Source organism: Corynebacterium sp. UBA2622, from assembly GCF_002339505.1.
Taxonomy (GTDB): domain Bacteria; phylum Actinomycetota; class Actinomycetes; order Mycobacteriales; family Mycobacteriaceae; genus Corynebacterium.
This window is the reverse complement of sequence record NZ_DDJO01000001.1, coordinates 1-22,625: the sequence shown is the minus strand read 5'-3', so window position 1 is coordinate 22,625 and position 22,625 is coordinate 1. Positions and strand designations below refer to the sequence as shown.

Genomic DNA, 22,625 nt, shown 5'->3' with positions numbered 1-22,625 from the left:
CGTCCGGTGCGGTGAACAGGGTCGGTTCATATACGATTGACCGTCATGACTGACCTGAACTCCACACCGGTTCCGACCCACCTCGTCTGGCCCGGATCCGCCTACCCGCTCGGGTCCACCTACGACGGCGCGGGAACGAACTTCGCGCTGTTCTCCTCCGTCGCGGAGAAGGTGGAGCTGTGCCTCATCGACGACGAGGGCGCCGAAACCCGCGTCCCGCTCGAGGAAGTGGACAACTTCGTCTGGCACGCCTACCTGCCCGGGGTCACCCCGGGTCAGCGCTACGGCTACCGCGTGCACGGCCCCTGGGACCCCTCCAACGGCAAGCGCTGCGACCCCTCCAAGCTGCTTGTCGACCCCTACGCGCGCGCCTTCGACGGTGACTTCGACCAGCACACCTCGCTGTTCTCCTACGACGTCAACGACCCGGAGCCGGGCCGGGGGCGCAACGAGGAGGACTCCCTCGGCCACACCATGCTCTCGGTGGTGATCAACCCCTTCTTCGACTGGGGCGACGACCGCAACCCGAACGTCCCCGACGAGGAGACGATCATCTACGAATGCCACGTCAAGGGCATGACGCAGACCCATCCGGACATCCCGGAAAACCTCCGCGGCACGTACGCCGGCATGGCCCACCCCGCGATGATCGACTACCTCACCGACCTCGGTGTGACCTCGGTGGAGCTTCTCCCCGTGCACCAGTTCCTGCAGGACGACCGCCTGCGCGACCTGGGCCTGCGCAACTACTGGGGTTACAACACCTTCGGCTTCTTCGCCCCGGAGAACAACTACGCCTCCACCGACAACCCGGGCGATGCCGTCGCCGAGTTCAAGGGGATGGTGCGCGCGTACCACGAGGCCGGCATCGAGATCATCCTCGACGTGGTTTACAACCACACCTCCGAGGGCAACCACCTCGGCCCCACCATCGCCTTCCGCGGCATCGACAACGAGGCCTACTACCGCCTCGTCGACGGCGACAAGTTCCACTACATGGACTACACGGGCACGGGCAACTCCCTCAACGTGCGCGACCCGCACTCCCTGCAGCTGATCATGGACTCGCTGCGCTACTGGGTCACCGAGATGCACGTCGACGGGTTCCGCTTCGACCTCGCCTCCACCCTGGCCCGCGAGTTCTCCGACGTCGACCGCCTGGCCACGTTCTTCGACCTGTGCCAGCAGGACCCCGTCGTCTCCCAGGTCAAGCTCATCGCCGAGCCCTGGGACGTCGGCGAGGGCGGCTACCAGGTGGGCAACTTCCCCGCCCTGTGGAGCGAGTGGAACGGCAAGTACCGCGACACCGTGCGCGACTTCTGGCGCGGTGAGCCGGCGACCCTGGGCGAGTTCGCCTCGCGCCTGACCGGTTCCTCTGACCTGTACCAGCACAACGGGCGCCGTCCCACCGCGTCGATCAACTTCATCACCGCCCACGACGGCTTCACCCTCAACGACCTCGTCTCCTACAACGAGAAGCACAACGAGGCCAACGGGGAGGAAAACCGGGACGGCGAGAGCCACAACCGCTCCTGGAACTGCGGCGTGGAGGGCCCGACGGAGGACCCCGAGGTGCTGCAGCTGCGCGCGCAGCAGCGCCGAAACTTCCTCACCACCCTCCTGCTGTCCCAGGGCACCCCGATGATCGCGCACGGCGACGAGTTCGCCCGCACGCAGAACGGCAACAACAACGTTTACTGCCAGGACAACGAGCTGTCGTGGATGAACTGGGACCACCTGGACATCGGCAGCGAGCTGCATGACTTCACCCGCCGCCTCATCGCGATCCGCAAGCGCCACCCGGTGTTCCGCCGCCGCCGCTTCCTCGAGGGAGGTGCCCTGGGCACCGACGTGATCGGCCGTGAGATCGCCTGGCTCGTGCCCTCGGGCAAGCTGATGACCCAGGAGGACTGGGACTTCGCCTTCGGCAAGGCGCTCATGGCCTACCTCAACGGTGACGCGATCACCGAGGCGGACCGCCGCGGCCAGCGCATCACGGACGACTCGTTCATCCTCATGTTCAACGCCCACTACGAGGACATCGAGTTCACCCTGCCGGACAAGAGCCTCGGCTCGAAGTGGGAGGTGCTCATCGACACCACCGAACCCCTCGGTTACCCCGCCGAGAAGGAGAACATCGACGCCGGCGGCACCAAGATCGTCCCGGCGCGCTCGACGGTGATGCTGAAGCAGATCGAGCCGCCGGTCACCGAGGAAGCCGGTGAGGACACGGAGGAGCTCGCGGCCGGGTAGACACCGGTGCCGATCCGGCCGGGACGCGGTCGATGCCGCCCCCGGGCCGGTGACCCCCGCGGGTAGGATGAGCCGGGAACGGCCACGTCCTGCCCGCGGCCGTGTGTACGCCGGATCCGACCCCTCGAGGAGCAGCCCACGTGATTTCCGCCCACGGCGCCACCGTCTCGGTGACCAACTCCGCCCTCATCCTCCAGCCCTCTCCCCTGGAGGCAGCCCTGTCCGGCTCGTCCGGTGGGCGCCGGATCGAGATCGGGGACATCACGGGTGCGGCGGTGGCGCGCGAGGGTGATGCCTGGGACGGTGGCACGGTCGAGGTCAGCACCGGTGGCGCCACGGTGGTCATCGCCTTCACCCCCGGGGATACCGGGGGACCCGCCGAGCTCCTCTCGCTCCTCGACGCAGCCCGCCGCGGCGACGCTCCCGACCAGGCCTCCCCCGCCGGGCGGGCGGGCATCCCGGGTTTCAGCTTTGTCGGATTCGACGTGGAGACCGCCAACCAGCGCTGGGGGTCGATCTGCCAGATGGGCCTGGTCAAGATCGTCGACGGCGAGGAGGTCGAACGCGCGGCGTTGCTGTGCACGCCCCCGGAGTCCCTGGGGGAGTTCGATCCCTTCAACGTCTCCATTCACGGGATCACCGCGGAGGACGTCTCCGGTCAACCCTCCGTGGGCGAGCGCGTCGCCGAGTTCGTCGACTTCGTGGGTGACCTGCCGGTTGTCGCCCACAACGCGCAGTTTGACGCCTCCGCGCTCCGTGACGCCTGCCTCGCCACCGGCCGGGACGTTCCCCCGGTGATGTTCGCCTGCACCCTGGCGCAGGCCCGCGCCACCCGTCTCGAGGTACGCGACCACAAGCTTCCCACCCTCGCCGAGCACTTCGGAGTCCCCCTCGACAACCACCATGACGCGTGCGCCGACGCCGCGGCATGCGCCGGCATCATGGTCGAGATGGCCCGGGCCGCCGGCCACGAGGGCTCGCTCATGAGCTTCGTGCACGACACCGGCTTCGCCCTGGGGGTCATCGCCCCGGAGCGCGTCACGCCCGTGCTGCGGGACCGCTCGGGTGCCACCCGCGCCCTGCAGGCCGAGGCCGTGCGCGGGCCGGTCCCGACCGCGGTGGCCGCCGCTGCCGTGGAGCCCCGGGGCAGCAATCAGGCCGGGCCGGGATCCGGGCAGCCGGGTGCCCGTGTGGAAGCTGACGAGCCCACCGAGAAGCCCCGTCCCGCACGCGGGCCCGCCCCCTGGCAGTCCGTGGCCACACCCGACACGGTCCCGGAGCCGAATCCCGAAGCCGACCCCTCGTCCCCCCTGTACGGGCAAAACGTCACTCTGACCGGCGAGTTCGATCCCTACGACAAGGGCACCCTCTGGGCCGGGATCGCCGACCAGGGCGCCACCGTGGGAAAGAACGTGACCAAGAAGACGACGGTCCTGGTCACCGGCGAGTGGGCCACGATGACCTCCAAGGAAAAGCGCGCCCGCGAGCTCATGGACAAGGGTCAGGAAATCGAGATCTGGACCGCCGCGCAGCTTTACGACGTCCTCGGCCTCTCCGCGGAAGCACCATTCTGATTCACCGCCGCCGGGCGGCAGGTACGCACTACCGCGGAACCACCCGGGGGTCACTGCCGTCTAAATAGGCCATGACGACCGCCACCGCACCCGCCCCCGCTGCCCCCGCTGTCCCCTCCCCGGGCTTCTTCCCGCCGGATGCCCCGTTCCTGCCCCGCCTGGCCCTGCGGAGGGACGTGGCGGGCGGCGGGCGCGGGTTCGCCTCCTCGGCGGCCTTCATCGCGCTTTCGCCCGCTCTGGTGTGCGTGCTCGACTCCCCAACCGCCTCCGCCGCGACGCACCAGGAGATCGGCGCCGCAGGGTTCACCGTCCACCAGGCGTGGAACCGGGCGGCGGAAGTGCTGCTCGAGGCGGCCAGCGCCTCCGCCGGCGCCGAGTTCTGGGTGCGCGGCGCCCAATCGGTTCTGGGTGATGCCGCCCCGCCCGGTCTGCAGGTCCGCGGTGACGCCGCCCGGTGGCTCGCGCACCCGCGCCTGTTCAGCGTCCTCCATTCCCATTTCAGCGAGGTCCTGCGCCCGGAGCGCGGGTTGACGTACCTGACCCGCGACTGTCGCGAGCTGTTCGTCTTCGACGCCCCGGCCGGGGCACTGGCGCGGGTCGCGGGATCCCCGTCCGTAATGCGCTACTCCCTCGGTTTTCCTCTCCTGTTGGCCGCGTGACGCAACCCCCGGCGGCGCCCGGTGGTGGTGCCCCGCGATGACGCACCGTGCGGGTGGGAGCAACTAGGGTTGCTAGGGGCGCCCGGAACGGCCGGGCACACACTCCCGGAAGGAACACGGAGGAGACAACATGCGCCGCCCGATTACCTCGACGTACCGCCTGCAGCTCAGGGGTGCCCACGCGGACCCCTCGGGGAGGCGCTTCGGTTTCGAGGAGGCGAAGCAGCAGATCCCCTACCTGCGCTCGCTGGGGGTTTCCCACCTCTACCTGTCCCCGATCTTCGCCTCCGTCAAGGAGTCGAACCACAACTACGACGTGACCAACCCGACTCTGGTCAACCCGGAGCTGGGCGGGATTGACGGCCTGCGGGAACTCGCCGCAGCGGCCCACGAGGCGGGGCTGGGGATCATCCTCGATGTCGTGCCCAACCATCTCGGCGTGGAGACCCCCATGCTCAACAAGTGGTGGTGGGACGTGCTGAAGAACGGCACCGACTCGGAGTTCGAGATGTACTTCGACATCGACTGGCACGAGGACAACGGCGCGGGCGGGAAGCTCGGCCTCCCCGTTCTCGGCCGGGAGGGCGACGAATCCGAGTTCGCACTCGTTCACCACGACGAGATCGACGAGGATGTGCTGAAGTACTACGACAACTATTTCCCCCTCGCCCCCGGGTCCTACTCCGGCCTCGGTGACGATCCGCGCGAGGTGTACGAGCGACAGCATTACCGTCTCATGTACTGGCGGGACGGTGTGATCTCCTACCGCCGTTTTTTCTCCGTCAACGGTCTCGCCGGCGTGCGCCAGGAGGACCCGCTGGTCTTCGAGCAAACCCACAGGGTCCTGCGGCAGCTCATCGGCGAGGACCTCATCGACGGCATCCGCGTCGACCACCCGGACGGGCTCGCCGATCCCTTCGACTACCTCACGCGCCTGCGCGACCTCATCGGCGAGGGCCGCTGGCTGGTGGTGGAGAAGATCCTCGGGGTCAACGAGCCTTTGGACCCCCGCCTGTCGGTGGACGGCACGACCGGCTACGACGCGATGCGCGAGCTCGACGGGGTCTTCGTGGACCGCTCCTCCGAGGACCACTTGAGCATGCTCGCCCTGCAGCAGACCGGCTCCACCTGGGACGAGGCCGCCATCAACGCTGCCGAACACCAGCTCAAGCGCGACGTGGCGCGCAGCGAACTCGGGGCCGAGGTGCGCCGCCTGACCCGCGCCATCCGACGCGACAACTTTTCCACCGCGGGCTCCACGGTGTCCGACGAGGAGCTGACCTCCACCGTCATCGAGCTCGTGGCCGCCATTCCCGTCTACCGCGCGGATTACATCTCCCTGTCCCGCATCACCTCCTCGGTGGTCGCGGAGATGTCGCGCAGGTTCCCGTCGAGAAGCGATGCGCTTGATCTCATCTCCGCGGCTCTGCTGGCGAACGGCGAGGCGAAAACGCGATTCGCCCAGGTCTGCGGAGCCGTGATGGCCAAGGGAGTCGAGGACACGCTGTTCTACCGCGCGAGCCGCCTCGTCGCGCTGCAGGAGGTCGGCGGGGCACCCGGGCGCTTCGGCGTCTCCGCGGCGGAGTTCCACCTGCTCCAGCAGGAGCGCTGCAACCTCTGGCCCCACGCGATGACCGCGCTGACCACGCACGACACGAAGCGCACCGAGGACACCCGCGCGCGGATACTCGAGATCACCGAGGCCCCCAGCGACTTCGCCGAGCTGGTGCGCCAGGTCAGCGCCATCGTCCCCGCTCCCGACGCCGCGGCGGGGCACTTCCTCCTGCAGAACATCCTCGGGGTCTGGCCGCACGACGGCAACGTCACCGATGCCCTGCGCGAGCGCCTGCACGTCTACGCGCTCAAGGCCAGCCGCGAAGCGGGGGTGAACACCACGTGGTTCGACAACGACCAGGGGTATGAAAAGGCGGTTCTCGACTGGGTCGACGCCCTGCTCTACGGGCCGGCGACCAGCGCGATCACCGAATTTGCCGCGACACTTCACCGCGGGGCGATTCAGGTTTCCCTGGGCCGCAAGCTCCTCCAGCTCGTCGGCCCCGGCGTCCCGGACACCTACCAGGGCCAGGAGTTCTTCGACCTCTCCCTCGTCGATCCGGACAACCGGCGCTTCGTGGACTACACCAACCGCTCCCAGACGCTGGACCGCTACCTGGAGCTCAAGAAAGAGGGCGGCAACGCACTCGAGTCCTTCCTGTGCGAGGCCGCGGAGGCGGACACCGCGGGTGACGACGGCGCACCCGGCAACGAAAACCACCGCGAGGCGCCCGGAATGTACCCGGACCTCGCCGAGGTGGTCGACCGGGCCAAGCAGGTCGTCGTGCGCGAGGCGCTCTCCCTCCGGCGGGAGCACCCGGATGTCTTCCTCTCGGGGGACCACCAGGCCGTGTTCGCCGTCGGCGACGCGGAGTCGCACCTCGTGGGCATCGCCCGCGGGGACGGGGACGTGCGCGGGGACGCGGGGTTGAGCGTGATCGCACTTGCCACCCGCATGCCGCTGCAGCTTGAGCAGTGCGGTGGATGGCGTGAGACCACCGTGACCCTCCCCGAGGGCACCTGGACCGATCGTCTGACCGGGCGCGCCTTCGAGGGCGACGCGCTGGTCGCCGACATCTTCGCCACCCTTCCCGCCGCCCTCCTCGTTTCCGAGCGCCTCGACAACGCGGTGTCGTTGTAGCGGGGTGCGCCAGGGTGACAAAGAACGAGCGCGGGCGCAGGCCCGCCGGAAAGGGGGACGGTGCCCCCGAGAAGCGCGCCGAGAAACGCCCCGACAAGCGCACCGACCGGGTCCCGGACGCGGTCATCGCCCGGCTGGGCTCGACGTACTTCGCGTGGCTGGAGAAGCATCCCGATGCCCAGACCGCCTTTGAGCAGGTGCTCACCGAGCTGCTCGGCGATGCCGGGGTGAACTTCGACCGCATTGACGTGCGCATCAAATCCTGGCCCTCGCTCAAGGCGAAGGCGCGCAAAACCCGCGACGGGGCCCCGGTCTACCCCGACCCGTGGCACGACATCCGCGACATTGTGGGCGCGCGCATCACCGTGCTGCACTCGACGGAAATCCCGTCGGTGCTCACGCTGCTCGCGGGCGCCTTCGACGTGCTGCGCAGCGTGGACAAGGCCCAGGAGACCCGTGTCTCCGGCGGCTTCGGCTACGGTTCGCACCACCTCGTGCTGCGGGTTACCGAGCGCACCGAGAGCCTGGAGAGTTACGCGGGCACCGTCTTCGAGGTGCAGATCCGCACCGTCCTGCAGCACGCCTGGGCGGAGTTCGAGCACGACATCCGCTACAAGCGCGCCCGGGGCACCGCCCCGGACCCGCAGGTGGACCGCGCCTTCACCCTCGCCGCCGGACTCATCGAGCTGGCGGACCAGCAGTTCGACCAGATCGCGGGCGTGACCCACCCCCAGCCCAAGGTGGACGCGGGTGTGGATGCGGAACTCACCCCGGAAACCCTGCCCGGTGTGCTCACTGTTCTGCTGGGCAGCCGTTTCCCCGTCTCGCGACTGGAGGACTACCGCTTCCTGCTGGAACTCCTGCGGGCGCACGGCATCGAGAAGGTCTCGCAGTTGGCGGAGCTGACCAACGCCGCCGACGTGGAGGCGGTGTCCAACACCCTCGACTACGCCTTCGCCCCCGGCCAGGTCCGCATCGTGGACGACCTCTTGCTCAACCGCTACGGCCAGGAGCACATCCAGCGCACGGTCGACTCGGGCAACCGCCCGAAGCTGCGCCGCAGCCGCCTGGCCAACCGGCTGGCCACACTTCGCCCGGGGCGGGACTGAGCCAGCCCGGCCCCGGCGGGCTGCCCGGTTCAGCGCCCGCCTACTCCGCTCCCCGCAGACGGTCGATGGCGCGGCGATCCTTCTTCGTCGGTCGCCCCGCGCCACGGTCGCGCACGGGCAGGGAGGCGAAGATGTCGCGCGGGGGCGGCGGCGGGGACATGTCGATGTAGAGCGTTCGCGCCACGGGTGCTCCGACGCGTTTCTTCGTCGTCCCCGTGATCTCGTACTCGAGGTAGCGGTGGTCCTTCCACACGCGCACGTGGTCGCCGGGCACGACCTGGGCAGCGGGTTTGACGGTCTGGTCGTTGAGCTTCACATGCCCCGCGCGCACCGCCTCGGCGGCTTGGGAGCGGGTCTTGAACACGCGGACGGCCCACAGCCACACGTCGACGCGGACCGTTCCGCCGTTGTCGGGCACCCCGTTGATCATGCGTGCCTCCCGCCGCCTAGTACTGGTCGCGGTGGTTGATGATCTTCTGCACCTTGCTGTAGTTGATCCACCCACCGGCGACGGCGGCGACGAGGCCGAGGGTGAGGAAGAACCACGAGCCGAAGAGGAGCGAAAGGGCCGCGCCGCCGACAACGCCTCCCCCGACCCACACTGCGGCGTTGCGGGAGTAGGTGCGCACAGCCTGCTTGCGCTGTTCAATCGGGTTGTTCGGGCGGGGCTGGAGAGTCATGTGGGTGATTTTAGCCCGTTTCTTCCTCCACCCAGGTGCGGCCCGCCCCGGTGGCGGGTTCGGGGGCCAGGGCGGCGCTGCCGTGGGTGGAGGCGGCGAGGAGGGCGTCGACAAGCGGGCGATCCCCCGGCTCGAAGGCGAGCGTGTAGCGGGCCGCGGGACCGTACTCGACGGCAAGGACCGTTACCCCCGCCGCGCGCAGCTCGGCCTCGATGCGCCCGGCGTCGGCGTGCGGCAGGTCGGCGGTGGCGGTCTCGCGCATGCGGCGGGTGGCGCGGGGCACGTCGGCGAGAGCGTGGGACACTGAAGTGGAATACGCGCTGACCAGCCCGCCGGTGCCGAGCTTGGTTCCCCCGAAGTAGCGGGTGACCACGGCGGCGACGTCGAGAAGCCCGGAGCCCCGGAGGACGTCGAGCATGGGTTTCCCGGCTGTCCCGGAGGGCTCCCCGTCGTCGGAGGAGCGCTCGACGGGCTGGGCGCCGTCGACCCGCAAGATGTAGGCCGAGCAGTGGTGCCGCGCGTCGGGGAAGTCGGCGCGGGCGGCGGCGATGAAGGCCCGGGCCGTCTCCTCCGTCTGCGCGCGGCCCACGCGGGCGATGAACCGCGAGCGCTTCACCACGTGTTCCCGCTCGACGGTCGCGCCCGCGCGGGGGAGCTCGTAGCTGATGGGGTGTTCGGCCATGGTGGAACCGATGCTACCTGGGGCCCGGGTGAGCCCCCTCACCTCCCGCGATTGGTACCCGGGCGGGTGCGTCCATAAGGTGTGCTTTATGGCTACACCGGCGCAATTTGATATCTGGGCCCCTTTCGCGCACGACATGCGCATCACCGTGGACGGCCAGTCCTTCCCCATGCACCGCGACGACGCCCGCACCGGGTGGTGGGTGGCGGCGCCCGCCGATGTCGCGCCGAGAGCAGGGCAGCGATACACCTTCTCCCTTTTCAACGGCACCGAGTGGTCCAAGCCGCTGCCGGACCCGCGCACGCGCGCGCAGCCGGACGGGGTGCACGGCCCGTCCGAGGTCGTGGACACGCGGTTCAACTGGACCGACCGCGAGTGGCACGGCCGCCAGCTGCGCGGGCAGGTCATCTACGAGCTCCACGTGGGCACCTTCAGCCCCGAGGGAACCTTCACCGGGGTGATCGACAAGCTCGACTACCTGGCCGAGCTTGGTGTCACCGCGATCGAGCTCATGCCGGTCCAGCCCTTCGGCGGCACGCGCAACTGGGGCTACGACGGGGTGGACTGGTTCGCCGTCCAGCAGTCCTACGGCGGGCCGCAGGGGCTCAAGGAGCTCATCAACGCCGCCCACAACGCCGGGCTGGGGGTCATCCTCGACGTGGTGTACAACCACTTCGGCCCGGACGGCAACTACAACGGCCAGTTCGGCCCGTACCTCACCGCCGGGCGCACCGACTGGGGCGACGTGATCAACCTCTCCGGGCCAAGCTCGGACGAGGTGCGCTCCTACATCCTCGATGCCGTGCGCCAGTGGTTGGGCGAGTTCCACGCGGACGGCCTGCGCCTCGACGCGGTGCACGCCTACGACGACCGCCTCGCCTACTCCATCATGGAGGAGATCCGCGCCGTCTCCGACGACGTCGCCGCCGCGACCGGCATCCCGCGAATCATCATCGGTGAGACCGACCAGAACGACCCCCGCATCATCAACGACGAGACCGTCGGCGGCTACGGCCTGTCTGCGCAATGGCTCGACGACGTCCACCACGCCATCCACACGCTGGTCACCGGGGAGCGCCAGGCGTACTACGTCGACTACGGCACCATCGAGATCCTCGCCGACTGCCTGGCCAACGGTTACCGCTTCCGCGGCGATTACTCGGAGTACCGCCGCCACACCCACGGCCGGCCCCTCGACCTGGACAAGGTCGCCCCGTGGCGGCTGATCACCTACACCACGACGCACGACCAGACGGGCAACCGCGCCTCGGGCGACCGCCCTTCGCAGAACCTCACGCCGGCCCAGCTGGCGCTCAAGGCGGCGGTGGTGCTCTTCTCCCCGTTCACGCCGATGCTGTTCATGGGCGAGGAGTTCGCGGCGAAGACGCCGTTTCCCTTCTTCATCTCCCACACCAACGACGACCTGAACCGCCTGACGCGCGAGGGCCGCTTCGCGGAGTTCTGCCGCCTCGGCTGGAAGCCGGAGGATGTGCCCGACCCGGCCGACCCGGAAACCTTCGAGAGCGCCCGCCTGGACTGGCAGTTCGATGCGGACCAGGACGAGCTCTTCGAGACCTACCAGGCGCTGATCGGCATGCGCGAGCAGTACGAGCTTGCCCGCGACGACCTGCGCGAGCTCACCGTGGAGCACGGGAAGACGTGGCTGACCATGGGATACGACCACATCCTGCTCGCCGCCAATTTCAGCGACTCCCCGGCCACGGTGCCGGTAGGCGGCACGCTGGTCTACTCCTTCAGCGACCCCGAGGTGGGCGAGGCGGAAACCACCCTCGGGCCCTGGGAGTTCGCGGTCATCGAGCCCGGCGCGCGCCACTAATCGACGCCCCCGCCCCCGCCGCCGGAAGCGCGCCCGCGGGACCGTCCCGGCGGGGGCCTAACCGGAGACGATGAACTCGTATTCGTCGGTGCCCGGCATGAGCCGGCGGCACTCGATGGGCGAGGCGTCCATGCGCTCCAGCAGCGGGCCGAGATCCTCCGCCCGGCTGAGCTCCAGGCCGACAAGGGCCACGCCGGTTTCGCGGTTGTTCTTCTTCAGGTACTCGAACAGGACGATGTCGTCGTCCTCGCCGAGGATGCTCGTCAGGAACACCCGCAGCTGACCCGGCTCCTGCGGGAAGTTGACCAGGAAGTAGTGCTTCAGGCCGCGGTGCACCAGCGAGCGCTCCATGACCTCCGCGTAGCGCAGCACGTCGTTGTTGCCGCCGGAGACGACGCACACGACGGTGCTGCCCGGCTCGAGCTCCGCACCGTGCAGGCCCGCCACCGACAGCGCGCCGGCGGGCTCGGCGATGATGCCCTCGTTCTGGTAGAGGGCGAGCATCTCGGTGCAGACCTCGCCCTCCTCACTGACCAGCAGGCTGATGCGACCGAGGTTGGCGGAGATGATGTCGTAGGGGAATTGGCCCGCGCGTTTGACCGCCGCTCCGTCGACGAAGGGATCGATCGATTCGAGGGTCACGGGCCCGCCGTTCTGCAGTGCCGCAGCCATCGACGCGGCGCCGGCGGGCTCCACGCCGACCACCGAGGTCAGCGGCGACATGTCCGCGAGGTAGGAGACCATCCCGGCCGCGAGGCCGCCGCCGCCGACGGGGACGATGAGGGTGTCCAGCTCCCGGCCCAAGCCCGTTAGCTGTGTGAGGATCTCAGCCGCGACGGTTCCCTGGCCGATGACAGTGGTGCGGGCGTCGAAAGGCTCGATGATGGTTGCCCCGCGCTCGGCGGCGTCGGCGCGCGCGGCCTCGGCGGCCTCGTCGAAGGTGTTTCCCGTGACGACGAGCTCGATGCTGTCCCCGCCGTGGACGCGGATCCGGTCGCGCTTCTGCTTCGGGGTGGGTTTGGGCACGAAGATCCTGCCCCGGATTCCCATGGCGCGGCACGCATAGGCCACCCCCTGCGCGTGGTTGCCGGCGGAGGCGGCCACGACACCCGCGGCCTTCTCCTCCGGGGAGAGGGAGGCGATGCCGTAGTAGGCGCCGCGGATCTTGTAGGAGCGCACGTCCTGCAGGTCCTCGCGCTTGAGGTACACCTCAACCCCGTACTGCTGCGACAGACGCGGGCAGTACTGCAGCGGGATGGGCTCAATGACGGAGGAAATCTTCGCCTGGGCCGCCTGGATGTCCGCCGCGTGCACTGCCTGGGTCGTGGTGGGTGAACTCATGGTGCACCAGTCTATCCCCTGCCCCCGCCCCCCGGACCGGTACCGGCCGACTACCCGAAAAGCTCCGCCGACGCGATGCGCGCACCCTCCACGAGCGAACCCAGCTTCGCCCACGCGATCTGGTGGTTGAGGCGCCCGCCCAGACCGCAGTCGGAGGAGGCGATGACGTTCTCGGGCCCGACGACCTCCGCGAACTGGGTGATCCGGTCGGCCACCAGCCGGGGGTGCTCCACCGCGTTGGTGCTGTGGGAGATCACCCCCGGGTAAATGACGCTGCCCTCGGGCAGGCGATGGTCGCGCCAGACGCGCCACTCGTGGGCGTGGCGCGGGGATGCCGCCTCGAAGGAGAATCCGCCCACCTCGGCGCGCAGGATCTCCTCGGCGATGTCTGCGAAGGCCACGTCCGTGACGTGCGGGCCGTGCCAGGAACCCCAGCAGATGTGCAGGCGGGTGCGCTCCCGCGGGAGGCCGGCGAGGGCGGAGTTGATGGCGTCGACGCGCACCCGCAACCAGGCCCGGTAGTCCTCCAGGGTCGGCTCCGGGTTGATTTGGTCCCACGACTCGGCGAGATCCGGGGCATCGAGCTGCACGGTGAAGCCGGCGTCGGTGATGGCCCGGTACTCCTGCGCCATGGCGCCCGCACAGGCCTGCACCAGCTCCCCGTCCGTGGCGTAGTACTCGTTCCTCAGCCGCGCCGCCGACCCCGGTGACAGCGCCGCGACGAAGGCGTCACCCGCGCCCGCGCCGTTCACCGCGCGACGCAGGAGGGCGGTATCGCGCGCCACCTCGTCGCCTCCCGTGTAGGTGACGGGACCGGTGAACTTGGGGTTTCCCACCTTGGCCCTGCCCGCGAAGATGCCGGAGTGCGGGTCCTCGTAGGCCTCGGAGAACAGGTGGCGGTCCCGGCGGTCCCTCATGCTGGTCAGCCTGATGTTGCCCGGGGTGGAGCGCACCTCCTCCCGGCTCGCCCAGCGGTCCTCGTCGGTCATTGTCAGCCCGCCGAGACGCGAAAACGAGTAGTTCCACCACGCGCCGTAATCGACCGCTCCGGATGTGATGTGGCCGTACTCGCCGTCGTTGACGATGTCGATGCCCAGCTCCACCTGGCGGGCCACCACGTCGTCGACGGCGTCCCGGAGGATCGCCTCGAACTCCTCCCCGCCGATCTCCCCGGAGGCGCGGCGCAGGTTGGCGTCGAGAAGCTCGGGCGTCCTCGGCAGCGAGCCGACGTGGGTCGTGCGGATTCTGTTCTGAGCCATGGGACCCTCGTTTCTGTTCGGCGATAGTTTCAGGGTGTCGCCGAGCCTAACGGGGCCCCTCGGGGCGGGCCAGGAAACGGGCGGTTTATATTCACCGCCCGCCGCCTCAGGCCAGGATCCCCGCCCCCATGTTCGCCTTGAGGTCACCCATGAGGCTGGCGGAGCGCTCCACGCGCAGGTGGTCGCCCAGCACCATGAGCTGCGCCTGGTCGCCGTGGACGAGGTTGAGGTAGACGTCCGAGTCACCCGGGTTGGCGGTGAGGACGCTCTTCAACCGGCGGATGTTCTCCAGCGTGCACTGCTCCGTGCGCATGGTCAGCCGCAGGGGCAGGCCGGCGCCGTTGCCGGGGCCGAGCTCGGGCACCTTCACGTCGTCACCGAACAGGCTCATCCGGTCGTCGCGGATGGACACGTGGGCCTTGACCAGGATGATGTTGTCCTCCACGATCTGCGGCGCGACCAGCGCGTAGACCTTGTTGAACAGCAGAACGTCCACCTGGGCGCCGTGATGGTCCTCCACCGTGACGATGGCCCAGGGCGAGCCGTCCTTCTTGGAGAACCGCCTGTCGACGCTCGAGATCAGCCCGCCGATGGTCACCTCCGCCCCGTTGCGCATCTCCCCGGAGAGGATGTCCGTGAGCCGGGTGTCCGTTTGCGCGTCCAGGGCCTCCTCGTAGCCGTCGAGGGGGTGGCCGGAGACGTAGAGCCCCAGCATCTCGCGCTCGAGCGCGAGCTTGTGCTTGCGGTCCCACTCGTCCTCCGGGATGTCGATGGCGAAGGCCGAGGGGCTGTCCCCGGCGTCGCCGCCGAGGCCCGCAAAGAGGTCGAACTGCCCCTTGTCCGCGGCCTTCTTCGTGGTCAGGACCGAATCGACGGCGTCTTCCTGGATGAGCATCAGCCCCTTGCGCGGGTGGCCCAGCGAGTCGAAGGCACCCGCCTTCACCAGCGATTCCGTGATGCGCTTGTTGCACGGCAGGAGGTCGATCTTGTCCAGGTAGTCGGAGAAGCTGGAGAACTGCCCCTTTGTCCGGCGGGTTTCCTTGATGGACTCGACCACCTCCAGGCCGACGTTGCGCACGGCGGCCAGCCCGTAGCGGATGTCCTCACCGACTGCCATGAAGTTCTCCTCCGACTCGTTGATGTCGGGCTGGAGGACGCTGATGCCCAGGTGCCGGCAGTCCGAGAGGTAGATCGCGGACTTGTCCTTCTTGTCGCCCACCGAGGTCAGGAGCGCCGCCATGTACTCGGCGGTGTAGTTCGCCTTCATGTAGGCCGTCCAGTAGGACACCAGCGCGTAACCCGCGGCGTGGGACTTGTTGAACGCGTAGGAGGCGAAGGGCTCGATGGTTCCCCACAGCGCGTCGACCGCGGCCTTGGAGTAGCCGTTCTCCGCCATGCCCGCGGAGAACTTGGTGTACTCCTTGGCCAGCACCTCCGGCTTCTTCTTGCCCATGGCCTTGCGGAAGCCGTCCGCCTCGCCGGCCGTGTAGTTCGCCACCTTCTGCGAGATCCTCATGATCTGCTCCTGGTAGACGATGAGGCCGTAGGTCTCGTCGAGGATCTCCCGCAGCGGCTCCTCCAGCTCCGGGTGGATCGGGGTGATGGGCTTGCGCCCGTTCTTGCGGTCCGCGTAGTCCCAGTGGGCGTTCACGCCCATCGGCCCCGGCCGGTAGAGGGCCAGGGAGGCGACGATGTCGCTGAAGCCGGTCGGGCGCATGCGCTTGAGCAGCTCCTGCATGCCGCCGGAGTCGAGCTGGAACACGCCGAGGGTGTCGCCGCGGGAGAGCAGGTCGTAGACGGCGGCGTCGTCAATGTCCAAGGTCTCGAGGTCGATGCTCTCCCCGCGGTTCTTCTTCACGTTCTCGAGGGCATCGCCGAGCACGGTGAGGTTGCGCAGGCCGAGGAAGTCCATCTTCAGCAGGCCGATGGCCTCGCACGCCGGGTAGTCCCAGCCGGTGATGATCGCCCCGTCGGCGGGGCGCTTCCACATCGGGATGTGGTTCATCAGCGGTACGGACGCCATGATCACCGCGCAGGCGTGTACGCCCGCCTGGCGCACGACGCCCTCGAGGCCGCGGGCGGTCTCGTAGATCTTGGCCACGTCGGGGTCCGTCTCGATGAGCGAGCGCACCTCCGCGGCCTCTGGGTAGCGCTCGTGCTCCGGGTTGGTGATGCCGGACAGGGGAATGTCCTTCGCCATGATCGCCGGCGGCAGCGCGCCGTTGATCCGGTCGGCCATCTGGAAGCCGGGCTGGCCGAAGTTGACCTTGGCGGCGTCCTTGATGGCCTGCTTCGTCTTCACGGTGCCGAAGGTGATCACCTGGGCGATCTTGTCCTCGCCCCAACGCTCGGCGGCGTAGGTGATCATCTCACCGCGGCGGCGGTCGTCGAAGTCGATGTCGATATCGGGTGCGGAGGGCCGCTCGGGGTTGAGGAACCTCTCGAAGAGCAGGCCGTGCTCCATCGGGTCGATGTTGGTGATGGTCAGCGCGTACGCCACGAGGGACCCCGCCGCCGAGCCACGGCCCGGCCCGACCCGGATGCCCACCTCACGGGCGTGCTTGATCAGCTCGGCAACGATGAGGAAGTAGGACGGGTAGCCCTTCATGGCGATGACGTCGATCTCGTAGTCGGCGCGCTCGGTGTACTCGGCGGGCACCTCGCCGCCGTCGAAACGCTCCTTCAGGCCCCGGTGGACCTCCTTGCGCAGCCACGACGTCGGGGTCTCCCCCTCGGGCACGTCCGCGATGGGCATGCGGTCGTGCGGGTGCTCCTCCCACAGCTCACCGTAGTCACCGACGCGCTCGGCGATCCACAGGGTGTTGTCGCAGCCCTCGGGCACGACGGAGTCCCACAGCTCGCGCATCTGCTGCGCCGACTTGATGTAGTAACCGGTGCCGTCGAACTTGAAGCGGTCCGGGTCGAGCAGCGTCTTGCCGGTCTGCACGCACAGCATCGCCTCGTGCGCGGGCGCCTGGGACTCGAGGACGTAGTGGCAGTCGTTGGTCACCAGCGGCGGCAGGTCCAGGGCCTGGCCGATGCGCAGCAGATCGTCGCGCACCCGGCGCTCGATGTGCAGGCCGTGGTCCATCAGCTCGAGGAAGTAGTTGTCGCGGCCGTAGATGTCCTGCCACATCGCCGCGGCCTCGAGTGCGGCGTCGTACTGGCCCAGGCGCAGGCGCGTCTGCACGTCACCCGAGGGGCAGCCGGTGGTGGCGATGATGCCGTCGGCGTGCTCGGCGATGAGCTCCGCGTCCATGCGCGGCCACTTGCCCAGCTGGCCCTCGTAGGAGGCCAGGGAGGAAAGCCTGAAGAGGTTGCGCAGGCCCGTGGCGTTCTCCGCCAGCATGGTCTGGTGCAGGTATGCACCCGAGGCGGAGACGTCGTCGGACTTCTGGTCGGGCGTGCCCCACAGCACGCGCTTCTTGTTGAAGCGCGACTCCGGCGCCATGTACGCCTCGATGCCGATGATGGGCTTGACCCCGGCATCGACCATCCGACGGTAAAAGGCGTTCGAGCCGAACATGTTGCCGTGGTCCGTCATTCCCACCGCGGGCATGCCCTGGCGGACAACCTCCTCGGCGAGCAGGTCCACCTTGGCCATTCCGTCGAGCATCGAGAACTCTGTGTGGTTGTGCAGGTGGACGAAAGAGGAGTTTTTGGCCATGCGCGTCATCATATCCGCGCGCGAGCACCGCCCGAAACCCCCGAATCACACAGGTGTGGGCCGGCGGAAATGCCCGGCCGGGCGGACCTAGTGGGCCGTCGGCGCGATGCCGAACGCACCCCACACGGCATCGGCGGGCAGCGTCTCGACGGCACCCACCCCGGCACGGCCCGCCACGCTGCGCAAGGTGTCGCCCGTGTCGTGGACCACCGCCGCGCTCATCGCGTCCGGCGTGTAATCCGCCCCCGCCGCACCCGCCGCCCGGCCCGCCTGCCGCGCCTCGCGGGCGAACACGCCCGCGCGCCCCTCGCCTGCGACGGGCTCCGGGACGGCACGCGCCGCCATTACGGGAAAAACAACCGCGTCGACGCGCCCGACGCCGTCGAGCACGGCCGCGGCGTCGGCGAAACCCGCCGGGCGGTCAAAGGTGACCAATGCAAAGACCGGGGTTCCACCCGGCACCCCGCCGAGCGACGCCCCCGCCCTTGCTCGGTAGTCGTCCCAGCTCTCCCCGTGCTCCATGCCCAGGTGGTCGCCGGCGGGAACGGAGTCGTGCTGCGCGTGTGCCCCGAGGACCCCCAGCCCGGCCAGGCCCGCCAGGGCCGCGAAGGCGGCTGCGGCGGGTGCGGCGAGCCCCCTCACCGGCGCAGCACCTCCAGCGCGTGCGTGAGGTCCTCCGGGTAGGGGGACTCCACCTCCATCCACGTGTTGGTGCGCGGGTGCATGAACCCCAGCCGGGTGGCGTGCAGCCACTGCCGGATCAGCCCCACGCGTGCGGAGAGGTTCGGGTCGGAGCCGTACATCGGGTCGCCGACGCAGGGGTGGCCGATGGCGGACATGTGCACGCGGATCTGGTGGGTGCGCCCCGTCTCCAGGTGCACCTCCAGCAGGGAGGCCTCGCGGAACGCCTCGAGCACCTCGTAGTGCGTCACCGAGTGGCGCCCGTCGGCGGTGACGGCGAACTTCCAACCGGATGAGGGGTGGCGCCCGATGGGCGCGTCGACGGTGCCGACGATCGGGTCGGGCAGCCCCTGGACCACGGCGTGGTACGTCTTGTCCACGGTGCGCTCGCGGAAGGCGCGCTTGAGCACCGAATAACCCTGGACGCTATTGGCCACGACCATCACGCCGGAGGTGCCCACGTCCAGGCGCTGCACGATGCCCTTGCGTTCGGGCGGCCCGGCGTCGGGAAGCTCGAAGCCCATGGCCTGCAACCCGCCGACGACGGTGGGCCCCTCCCACCCCAGCGTCGGGTGCGCGGCCACGCCGACCGGCTTGTCGACGGCAATGACGTCCGCGTCGGAGTAGAGGATGTTCAACCCCTCGACGTGCTCCGCCTTCGGCGCGGGCGGGGTTTTCGGGGCGGGCAGGGTCGCCTCGAGGAGGGCACCGGCGCGCACGCGGTCGGACTTGAGCACCGGCGTGGCGTCGACAAGCACGGCGCCCTCGGCGATGATCTCGGCCGCCGCGGCGCGGGAGATGCCGAAGAGCTTCGCGACGGCCGCGTCCACGCGCATGCCGTCGAGACCCTCCGGGACGGGAAGGGCGCGAAACTTACCGTCCACGGCCGCCCTCTTCCTCGTCTCCCCCAGCGAACAGCGCCAGGATGAACACCGCGACACCGACGGTGATCGCGGCGTCCGCCAGGTTGAACACCGCGAAGCGCCCCACGGAGATGTAGTCCACCACGTGGCCGAACCAGAACCCGGGCGGGCGAACGAGCCTGTCGGTGAGGTTGCCCAGCGCCCCGCCGGCGATGAGCGCGAGCCCGGCAGCCTCCCACGGGTGGGTGATGCGCGGGGCGGCGACGAGCGCGCCGACGACGAACGCCAGCTGGATCGTGGTGAACAGCCACGTCGTGCCCTGCCCCATGGAGAAGGCCGCGCCGGGGTTGAACAGAAGAAGCAGGCGGAACCAGGAGCCGACAACCGCGACGGGCTCCCCGGGTTGCAGCGTCGAGAGCACCAGCTGCTTGACGGCCTGGTCCGCCGCCGCGATCGCGAGCATTGCACCGACGATCGGCCGAACGAACCGCCGTCGCGCGCCTTCTGTCCCGTTGTGCGCCCCGGTGGGCGAAGTCTGCTCTTCCATCGACTGATTACTGTAGCCCCACCGCCGCGCGCCGCACCCCCTGGCTGGTGCGGTAGGTTCAGAATGTGATTTCCCCGCGCACCCGCCCCCCCGCCCGCCGCGCCGCCCCCCCGCCCCTCACCACCCCGGGANNCCGCCGCCCCGCCCGCCGCGCCGCCGCGGCCCTCACCCTCGCCGCCCTCATCCCGGCCACCGGCCTGGCCGGGTGCTCCCGCGGCGGGGATGATGCCCTCAAGGGCGTGCCGGCTTTTCCCGTGGACGGCTCCCGCGTCACACTCCTCAACGCCGGCCGCGATGCCCGGGTTCTCGCGTTTTCCGCCTCGGAGGTCAGGGACCGCGAAACCAGGGTGGCCGTCTCTCACGGCATCGCGCAGAACGTCGCCGCGGCGGACGCCGTGGACACAACCGCGCCCGCGGGCGGTGACGTGGGCACCACGACGCTCCCCCTGTCCGTCAGCGCCGGCAAAGCACCCGCGCCGGGCAAGGGCGAATCGGATACCGACCGCATAGTGACCCTGCGCGCCGGCGCGCCGGAGTTCTCGGACCTGGCCGCGGGGAAGGATGCCTCGGGCGCCGAGGGCTTCCTCATGTCCTGGCGGGCCGCCCTGAGCGGCGCGGTGGGCACCGTGAAGCTCCTCGCCCCCGAGAAGGCCCCGGAGCAGGGGCGCCGTGCCGTGGAATCGGCGCTTCTCACCGTGATGTCCACCAATGTTGTCTTTCCCACCCAGCCGGTGGGCGTGGACGGGTCGTGGACGGTGGAGAACCGCGTCACGGGTGACGCCCCGATGGTGCGCACCGCGACGTACCGCATCGACCGGATCGACGGGGACCGCGTGACCCTCGACGTCAGCGTGGAGGAGAGGCCCACGGAGCAGAGCGTGGACATCGGCAACTCCGCCGCCGGCGCCCTCAACGGCCAGAAGCTCACGGTCGAGCACGCGTCGACCACCTCGGAGGGGCGCATCGACGTCGACCTGGGCGACCCGCTGCCCGTGGGCGGCCACGTGGATGCCACGACGCGCGTCGTGTACGCGGGCCCGCAGGCGGCCGGGGCGGTGGGGACCGCCAACAGGGTGGTGCAGGACATCACCACCGCCGTCGAGTACGGGAAGTAGACTTTTCCCATGGTTGCACCACTGCACATCGGGCTTGACGGAGTCTCCTTTTCCTACCCGGGGGGCCGCCGCGTGCTCACCGACGTCTCCTTCGCCGTGCCCTCCGGTTCGGTGACCGGCCTCATCGGGGAGAACGGCGCCGGGAAGTCGACGCTGCTCGCCCTCATCGCGGGGGACCTTCAGCCGGACGCGGGCACCATCATCACCCCGCCGGTGACCGGATTCATCGCCCAGGAGACCTCCCTGCCCTTCTCCGAACCGGCGTCCGCCCTCGTCGAGGCGGCCGTTGCGGAGCTGCGCAGCATCGAAACCGACATCACCCGCCTCTCCGAGGACATGGTGACGGACCCCTCCGCCGCGGACGCCTTCGACCGCGCGCTGGCCCGCGCCGAGAACTCGGGTGTGTGGGAGCTCGACGCCCGCATCTCCACGGTGCTCGCCGGCCTGGGCCTGGCCAACGTCCCCCTCTCCACGCCGCTGGGCGAGATGTCCGGCGGGCAGCGCCGCCGTTTCGCGCTGGCCACCCTCCTTCTGCGCCCGGTGGACGCGATGGTGCTCGACGAGCCCACGAACCACCTCGATGACGAAGCGGTGGACTTCCTCGTCGGGGAGCTGGACGCCTTCACCGGCCCGGTGCTGGTGGCCAGCCACGACCGCTACTTCCTTGACGCAACCTGCGACGGCCTCGTCGACCTCGACCCCGGCCTCGGCCCCGAGGGGGGCTTCGGCGAGGAAACCCGCCAGGGCGCCCGCTTCAGCGGCACCTTCTCCGACTACCTGAAAGCGCGCGAGGCCCGCCGCCGGCGGTGGGAAACCGACTACGCCGCGCAGGAACACGAGCGCGAGCGCCTGGAAAAGGCAGCCGCCACCGGCGCGGAGGACGTCTTCCACTCCCACGAGACGAAGAGCGAGACCCGCGCCTCCGCGAAGTTCTACGCCGACCGGGCGGCCAAGACCGTGGGCAGCCGGCGCCGCTCCGCGGAGAACAGGCTGGAGGCCCTCGAACGAACGGAACTTCCCGCTCCCCCGCAGCGCCTGCGCTTTCGCGGGCTGCCTCCCAGCACGGCCACCAGCCTCGGCCTGCCCGCCGTCGTCGCCGAGGACGTCGCGGTGCCGGAGCGCCTCGCGCCCCTGACATTCAAGCTGCAACCCGGCCAGCAGCTGCTGGTCGAGGGCCCGAACGGCTCGGGAAAGTCCACGCTGCTCAAGATCATCAGCGGCGCGCTCACCGATTTCGGCGGCGAGCTCCTCATGCCCGAGGAAATGACCGTCGCCCGCCTGGAGCAGGACGACCAGTGGTCGGATCTCTCCCTCACCGCCGCCGAGATCTTCGCTGCAAGCACGCCCGACAACGTGCCCGACCTCGTCGAGATGGGCCTGTTGTCCGCCGAGCAGGCGAACCAGCCCCTCGGCGACCTCTCGCTGGGCCAGCGCCGTCGCGTCTCCCTGGGCATCATCCTCGCCTCGCCCCCGGACCTGCTGCTTCTCGACGANNCCCACCAACCACCTCTCTCTCGTCCTCGCGGAGGAGCTCGAGGAGGCCCTGCTGGACTTCCCCGGCACGGTGATCATCACCAGCCACGACCGGTGGGTGCGGCGCAACTGGCGCCGCCGCATCGAGCGGAAAGACAGCCGCGCCAAGCTCCTCACGCTGTCCACTCTG

15 protein-coding genes and 1 pseudogene are annotated in these 22,625 nt (G+C 69.6%); 7 read left to right on the top strand and 9 right to left on the bottom strand.

The window, feature by feature from the left end:
• Nucleotides 1–45 precede the first annotated feature (45 nt).
• The 5 genes from glgX to B3611_RS00060 all read left to right on the top strand — a co-directional run bounded on the left by glgX (nt 46) and on the right by B3611_RS00060 (nt 8,290).
• Nucleotides 46–2,253 carry a glycogen debranching protein GlgX gene (gene glgX / locus B3611_RS00080; RefSeq protein ID WP_291313046.1) on the top strand — a complete coding sequence of 736 codons (2,208 nt, stop codon included), beginning with the start codon at nt 46–48 and terminating at the stop codon, nt 2,251–2,253.
• Between the two features lie 140 nt (nt 2,254–2,393).
• Nucleotides 2,394–3,827 (top strand): exonuclease domain-containing protein, encoded by a 1,434-nt coding sequence (locus B3611_RS00075; protein ID WP_291313045.1) that lies wholly within the window; start codon nt 2,394–2,396, stop codon nt 3,825–3,827.
• A 71-nt stretch (nt 3,828–3,898) separates the two neighbouring features.
• The gene (locus tag B3611_RS00070; RefSeq protein WP_291313044.1) at nt 3,899–4,486 is read left to right on the top strand and encodes a hypothetical protein; all 588 of its coding nucleotides are present in this window, start codon (nt 3,899–3,901) and stop codon (nt 4,484–4,486) included.
• Nucleotides 4,487–4,616: 130 nt separating this feature from the next.
• Nucleotides 4,617–7,181, top strand: coding sequence for a malto-oligosyltrehalose synthase (treY, locus tag B3611_RS00065; protein WP_291313043.1), 2,565 nt, complete (start codon nt 4,617–4,619; stop codon nt 7,179–7,181).
• Between the two features lie 125 nt (nt 7,182–7,306).
• Nucleotides 7,307–8,290 carry a GTP pyrophosphokinase gene (locus tag B3611_RS00060; protein WP_291313117.1) on the top strand — a complete coding sequence of 328 codons (984 nt, stop codon included), beginning with the start codon at nt 7,307–7,309 and terminating at the stop codon, nt 8,288–8,290.
• Between the two features lie 40 nt (nt 8,291–8,330).
• On the opposite strand, the gene B3611_RS00055 is transcribed toward B3611_RS00060, so the two are convergent.
• Genes B3611_RS00055 through B3611_RS00045 form a run of 3 tightly spaced genes read right to left on the bottom strand, consistent with a single transcriptional unit; the run spans nt 8,331 to nt 9,652 of the window.
• Nucleotides 8,331–8,720 carry an RNA-binding S4 domain-containing protein gene (locus B3611_RS00055; protein WP_291313042.1) on the bottom strand — a complete coding sequence of 130 codons (390 nt, stop codon included), beginning with the start codon at nt 8,718–8,720 and terminating at the stop codon, nt 8,331–8,333.
• 16 nt (nt 8,721–8,736) lie between these two features.
• A complete protein-coding gene (locus tag B3611_RS00050) occupies nt 8,737–8,970 on the bottom strand; it encodes a hypothetical protein (RefSeq protein WP_291313041.1) in 234 nt (77 codons plus the stop codon).
• A 10-nt stretch (nt 8,971–8,980) separates the two neighbouring features.
• On the bottom strand, nt 8,981–9,652 hold the full coding sequence (locus tag B3611_RS00045; RefSeq protein WP_291313040.1) for an IMPACT family protein: 672 nt from the start codon (nt 9,650–9,652) through the stop codon (nt 8,981–8,983).
• A gap of 88 nt (nt 9,653–9,740) precedes the next feature.
• Between B3611_RS00045 and treZ the strand changes: the two genes are divergently transcribed.
• Nucleotides 9,741–11,489, top strand: a complete 1,749-nt coding sequence (gene treZ / locus B3611_RS00040; protein ID WP_291313039.1) for a malto-oligosyltrehalose trehalohydrolase — start codon at nt 9,741–9,743, stop codon at nt 11,487–11,489.
• 57 nt (nt 11,490–11,546) lie between these two features.
• Here treZ and ilvA read toward each other — a convergent pair whose 3' ends face one another.
• From ilvA to lspA, 6 genes are all read right to left on the bottom strand, one after another.
• Nucleotides 11,547–12,830: a threonine ammonia-lyase IlvA gene (gene ilvA / locus B3611_RS00035; protein ID WP_291313038.1), complete on the bottom strand. Its 1,284-nt coding sequence runs from the start codon at nt 12,828–12,830 to the stop codon at nt 11,547–11,549.
• Nucleotides 12,831–12,880: 50 nt separating this feature from the next.
• Nucleotides 12,881–14,089, bottom strand: coding sequence for a cobalamin-independent methionine synthase II family protein (locus B3611_RS00030; protein ID WP_291313037.1), 1,209 nt, complete (start codon nt 14,087–14,089; stop codon nt 12,881–12,883).
• Nucleotides 14,090–14,195: 106 nt separating this feature from the next.
• Nucleotides 14,196–17,756, bottom strand: coding sequence for a DNA polymerase III subunit alpha (dnaE, locus tag B3611_RS00025; RefSeq protein ID WP_291313036.1), 3,561 nt, complete (start codon nt 17,754–17,756; stop codon nt 14,196–14,198).
• A gap of 87 nt (nt 17,757–17,843) precedes the next feature.
• The gene (locus tag B3611_RS00020; protein WP_291313035.1) at nt 17,844–18,398 is read right to left on the bottom strand and encodes a hypothetical protein; all 555 of its coding nucleotides are present in this window, start codon (nt 18,396–18,398) and stop codon (nt 17,844–17,846) included.
• Nucleotides 18,395–19,273: an RluA family pseudouridine synthase gene (locus B3611_RS00015; RefSeq protein WP_414646273.1), complete on the bottom strand. Its 879-nt coding sequence runs from the start codon at nt 19,271–19,273 to the stop codon at nt 18,395–18,397. Before B3611_RS00015 ends, B3611_RS00020 begins: the two co-directional genes overlap by 4 nt.
• A gap of 37 nt (nt 19,274–19,310) precedes the next feature.
• Nucleotides 19,311–19,763 carry a signal peptidase II gene (gene lspA, locus B3611_RS00010; RefSeq protein ID WP_291313116.1) on the bottom strand — a complete coding sequence of 151 codons (453 nt, stop codon included), beginning with the start codon at nt 19,761–19,763 and terminating at the stop codon, nt 19,311–19,313.
• 1,208 nt (nt 19,764–20,971) lie between these two features.
• On the opposite strand from lspA, the pseudogene B3611_RS00005 reads away from it, so the two are divergent.
• A pseudogene (locus tag B3611_RS00005) lies at nt 20,972–22,625 on the top strand (ABC-F family ATP-binding cassette domain-containing protein); the annotation flags it as partial.

Coding starts and splice junctions, on each gene's coding strand:
- glgX (WP_291313046.1), top strand. CDS start 46: ATGACTGACCTGAACTCCACACCGGTTCCGACCCACCTCGTCTGGCCC.
- B3611_RS00070 (WP_291313044.1), top strand. CDS start 3,899: ATGACGACCGCCACCGCACCCGCCCCCGCTGCCCCCGCTGTCCCCTCC.
- treY (WP_291313043.1), top strand. CDS start 4,617: ATGCGCCGCCCGATTACCTCGACGTACCGCCTGCAGCTCAGGGGTGCC.
- B3611_RS00055 (WP_291313042.1), bottom strand. CDS start 8,720: ATGATCAACGGGGTGCCCGACAACGGCGGAACGGTCCGCGTCGACGTG.
- B3611_RS00050 (WP_291313041.1), bottom strand. CDS start 8,970: ATGACTCTCCAGCCCCGCCCGAACAACCCGATTGAACAGCGCAAGCAG.
- B3611_RS00045 (WP_291313040.1), bottom strand. CDS start 9,652: ATGGCCGAACACCCCATCAGCTACGAGCTCCCCCGCGCGGGCGCGACC.
- treZ (WP_291313039.1), top strand. CDS start 9,741: ATGGCTACACCGGCGCAATTTGATATCTGGGCCCCTTTCGCGCACGAC.
- ilvA (WP_291313038.1), bottom strand. CDS start 12,830: ATGAGTTCACCCACCACGACCCAGGCAGTGCACGCGGCGGACATCCAG.
- B3611_RS00030 (WP_291313037.1), bottom strand. CDS start 14,089: ATGGCTCAGAACAGAATCCGCACGACCCACGTCGGCTCGCTGCCGAGG.
- dnaE (WP_291313036.1), bottom strand. CDS start 17,756: ATGGCCAAAAACTCCTCTTTCGTCCACCTGCACAACCACACAGAGTTC.
- B3611_RS00015 (WP_414646273.1), bottom strand. CDS start 19,273: ATGCGCGTGGACGCGGCCGTCGCGAAGCTCTTCGGCATCTCCCGCGCC.
- lspA (WP_291313116.1), bottom strand. CDS start 19,763: ATGCTCGCGATCGCGGCGGCGGACCAGGCCGTCAAGCAGCTGGTGCTC.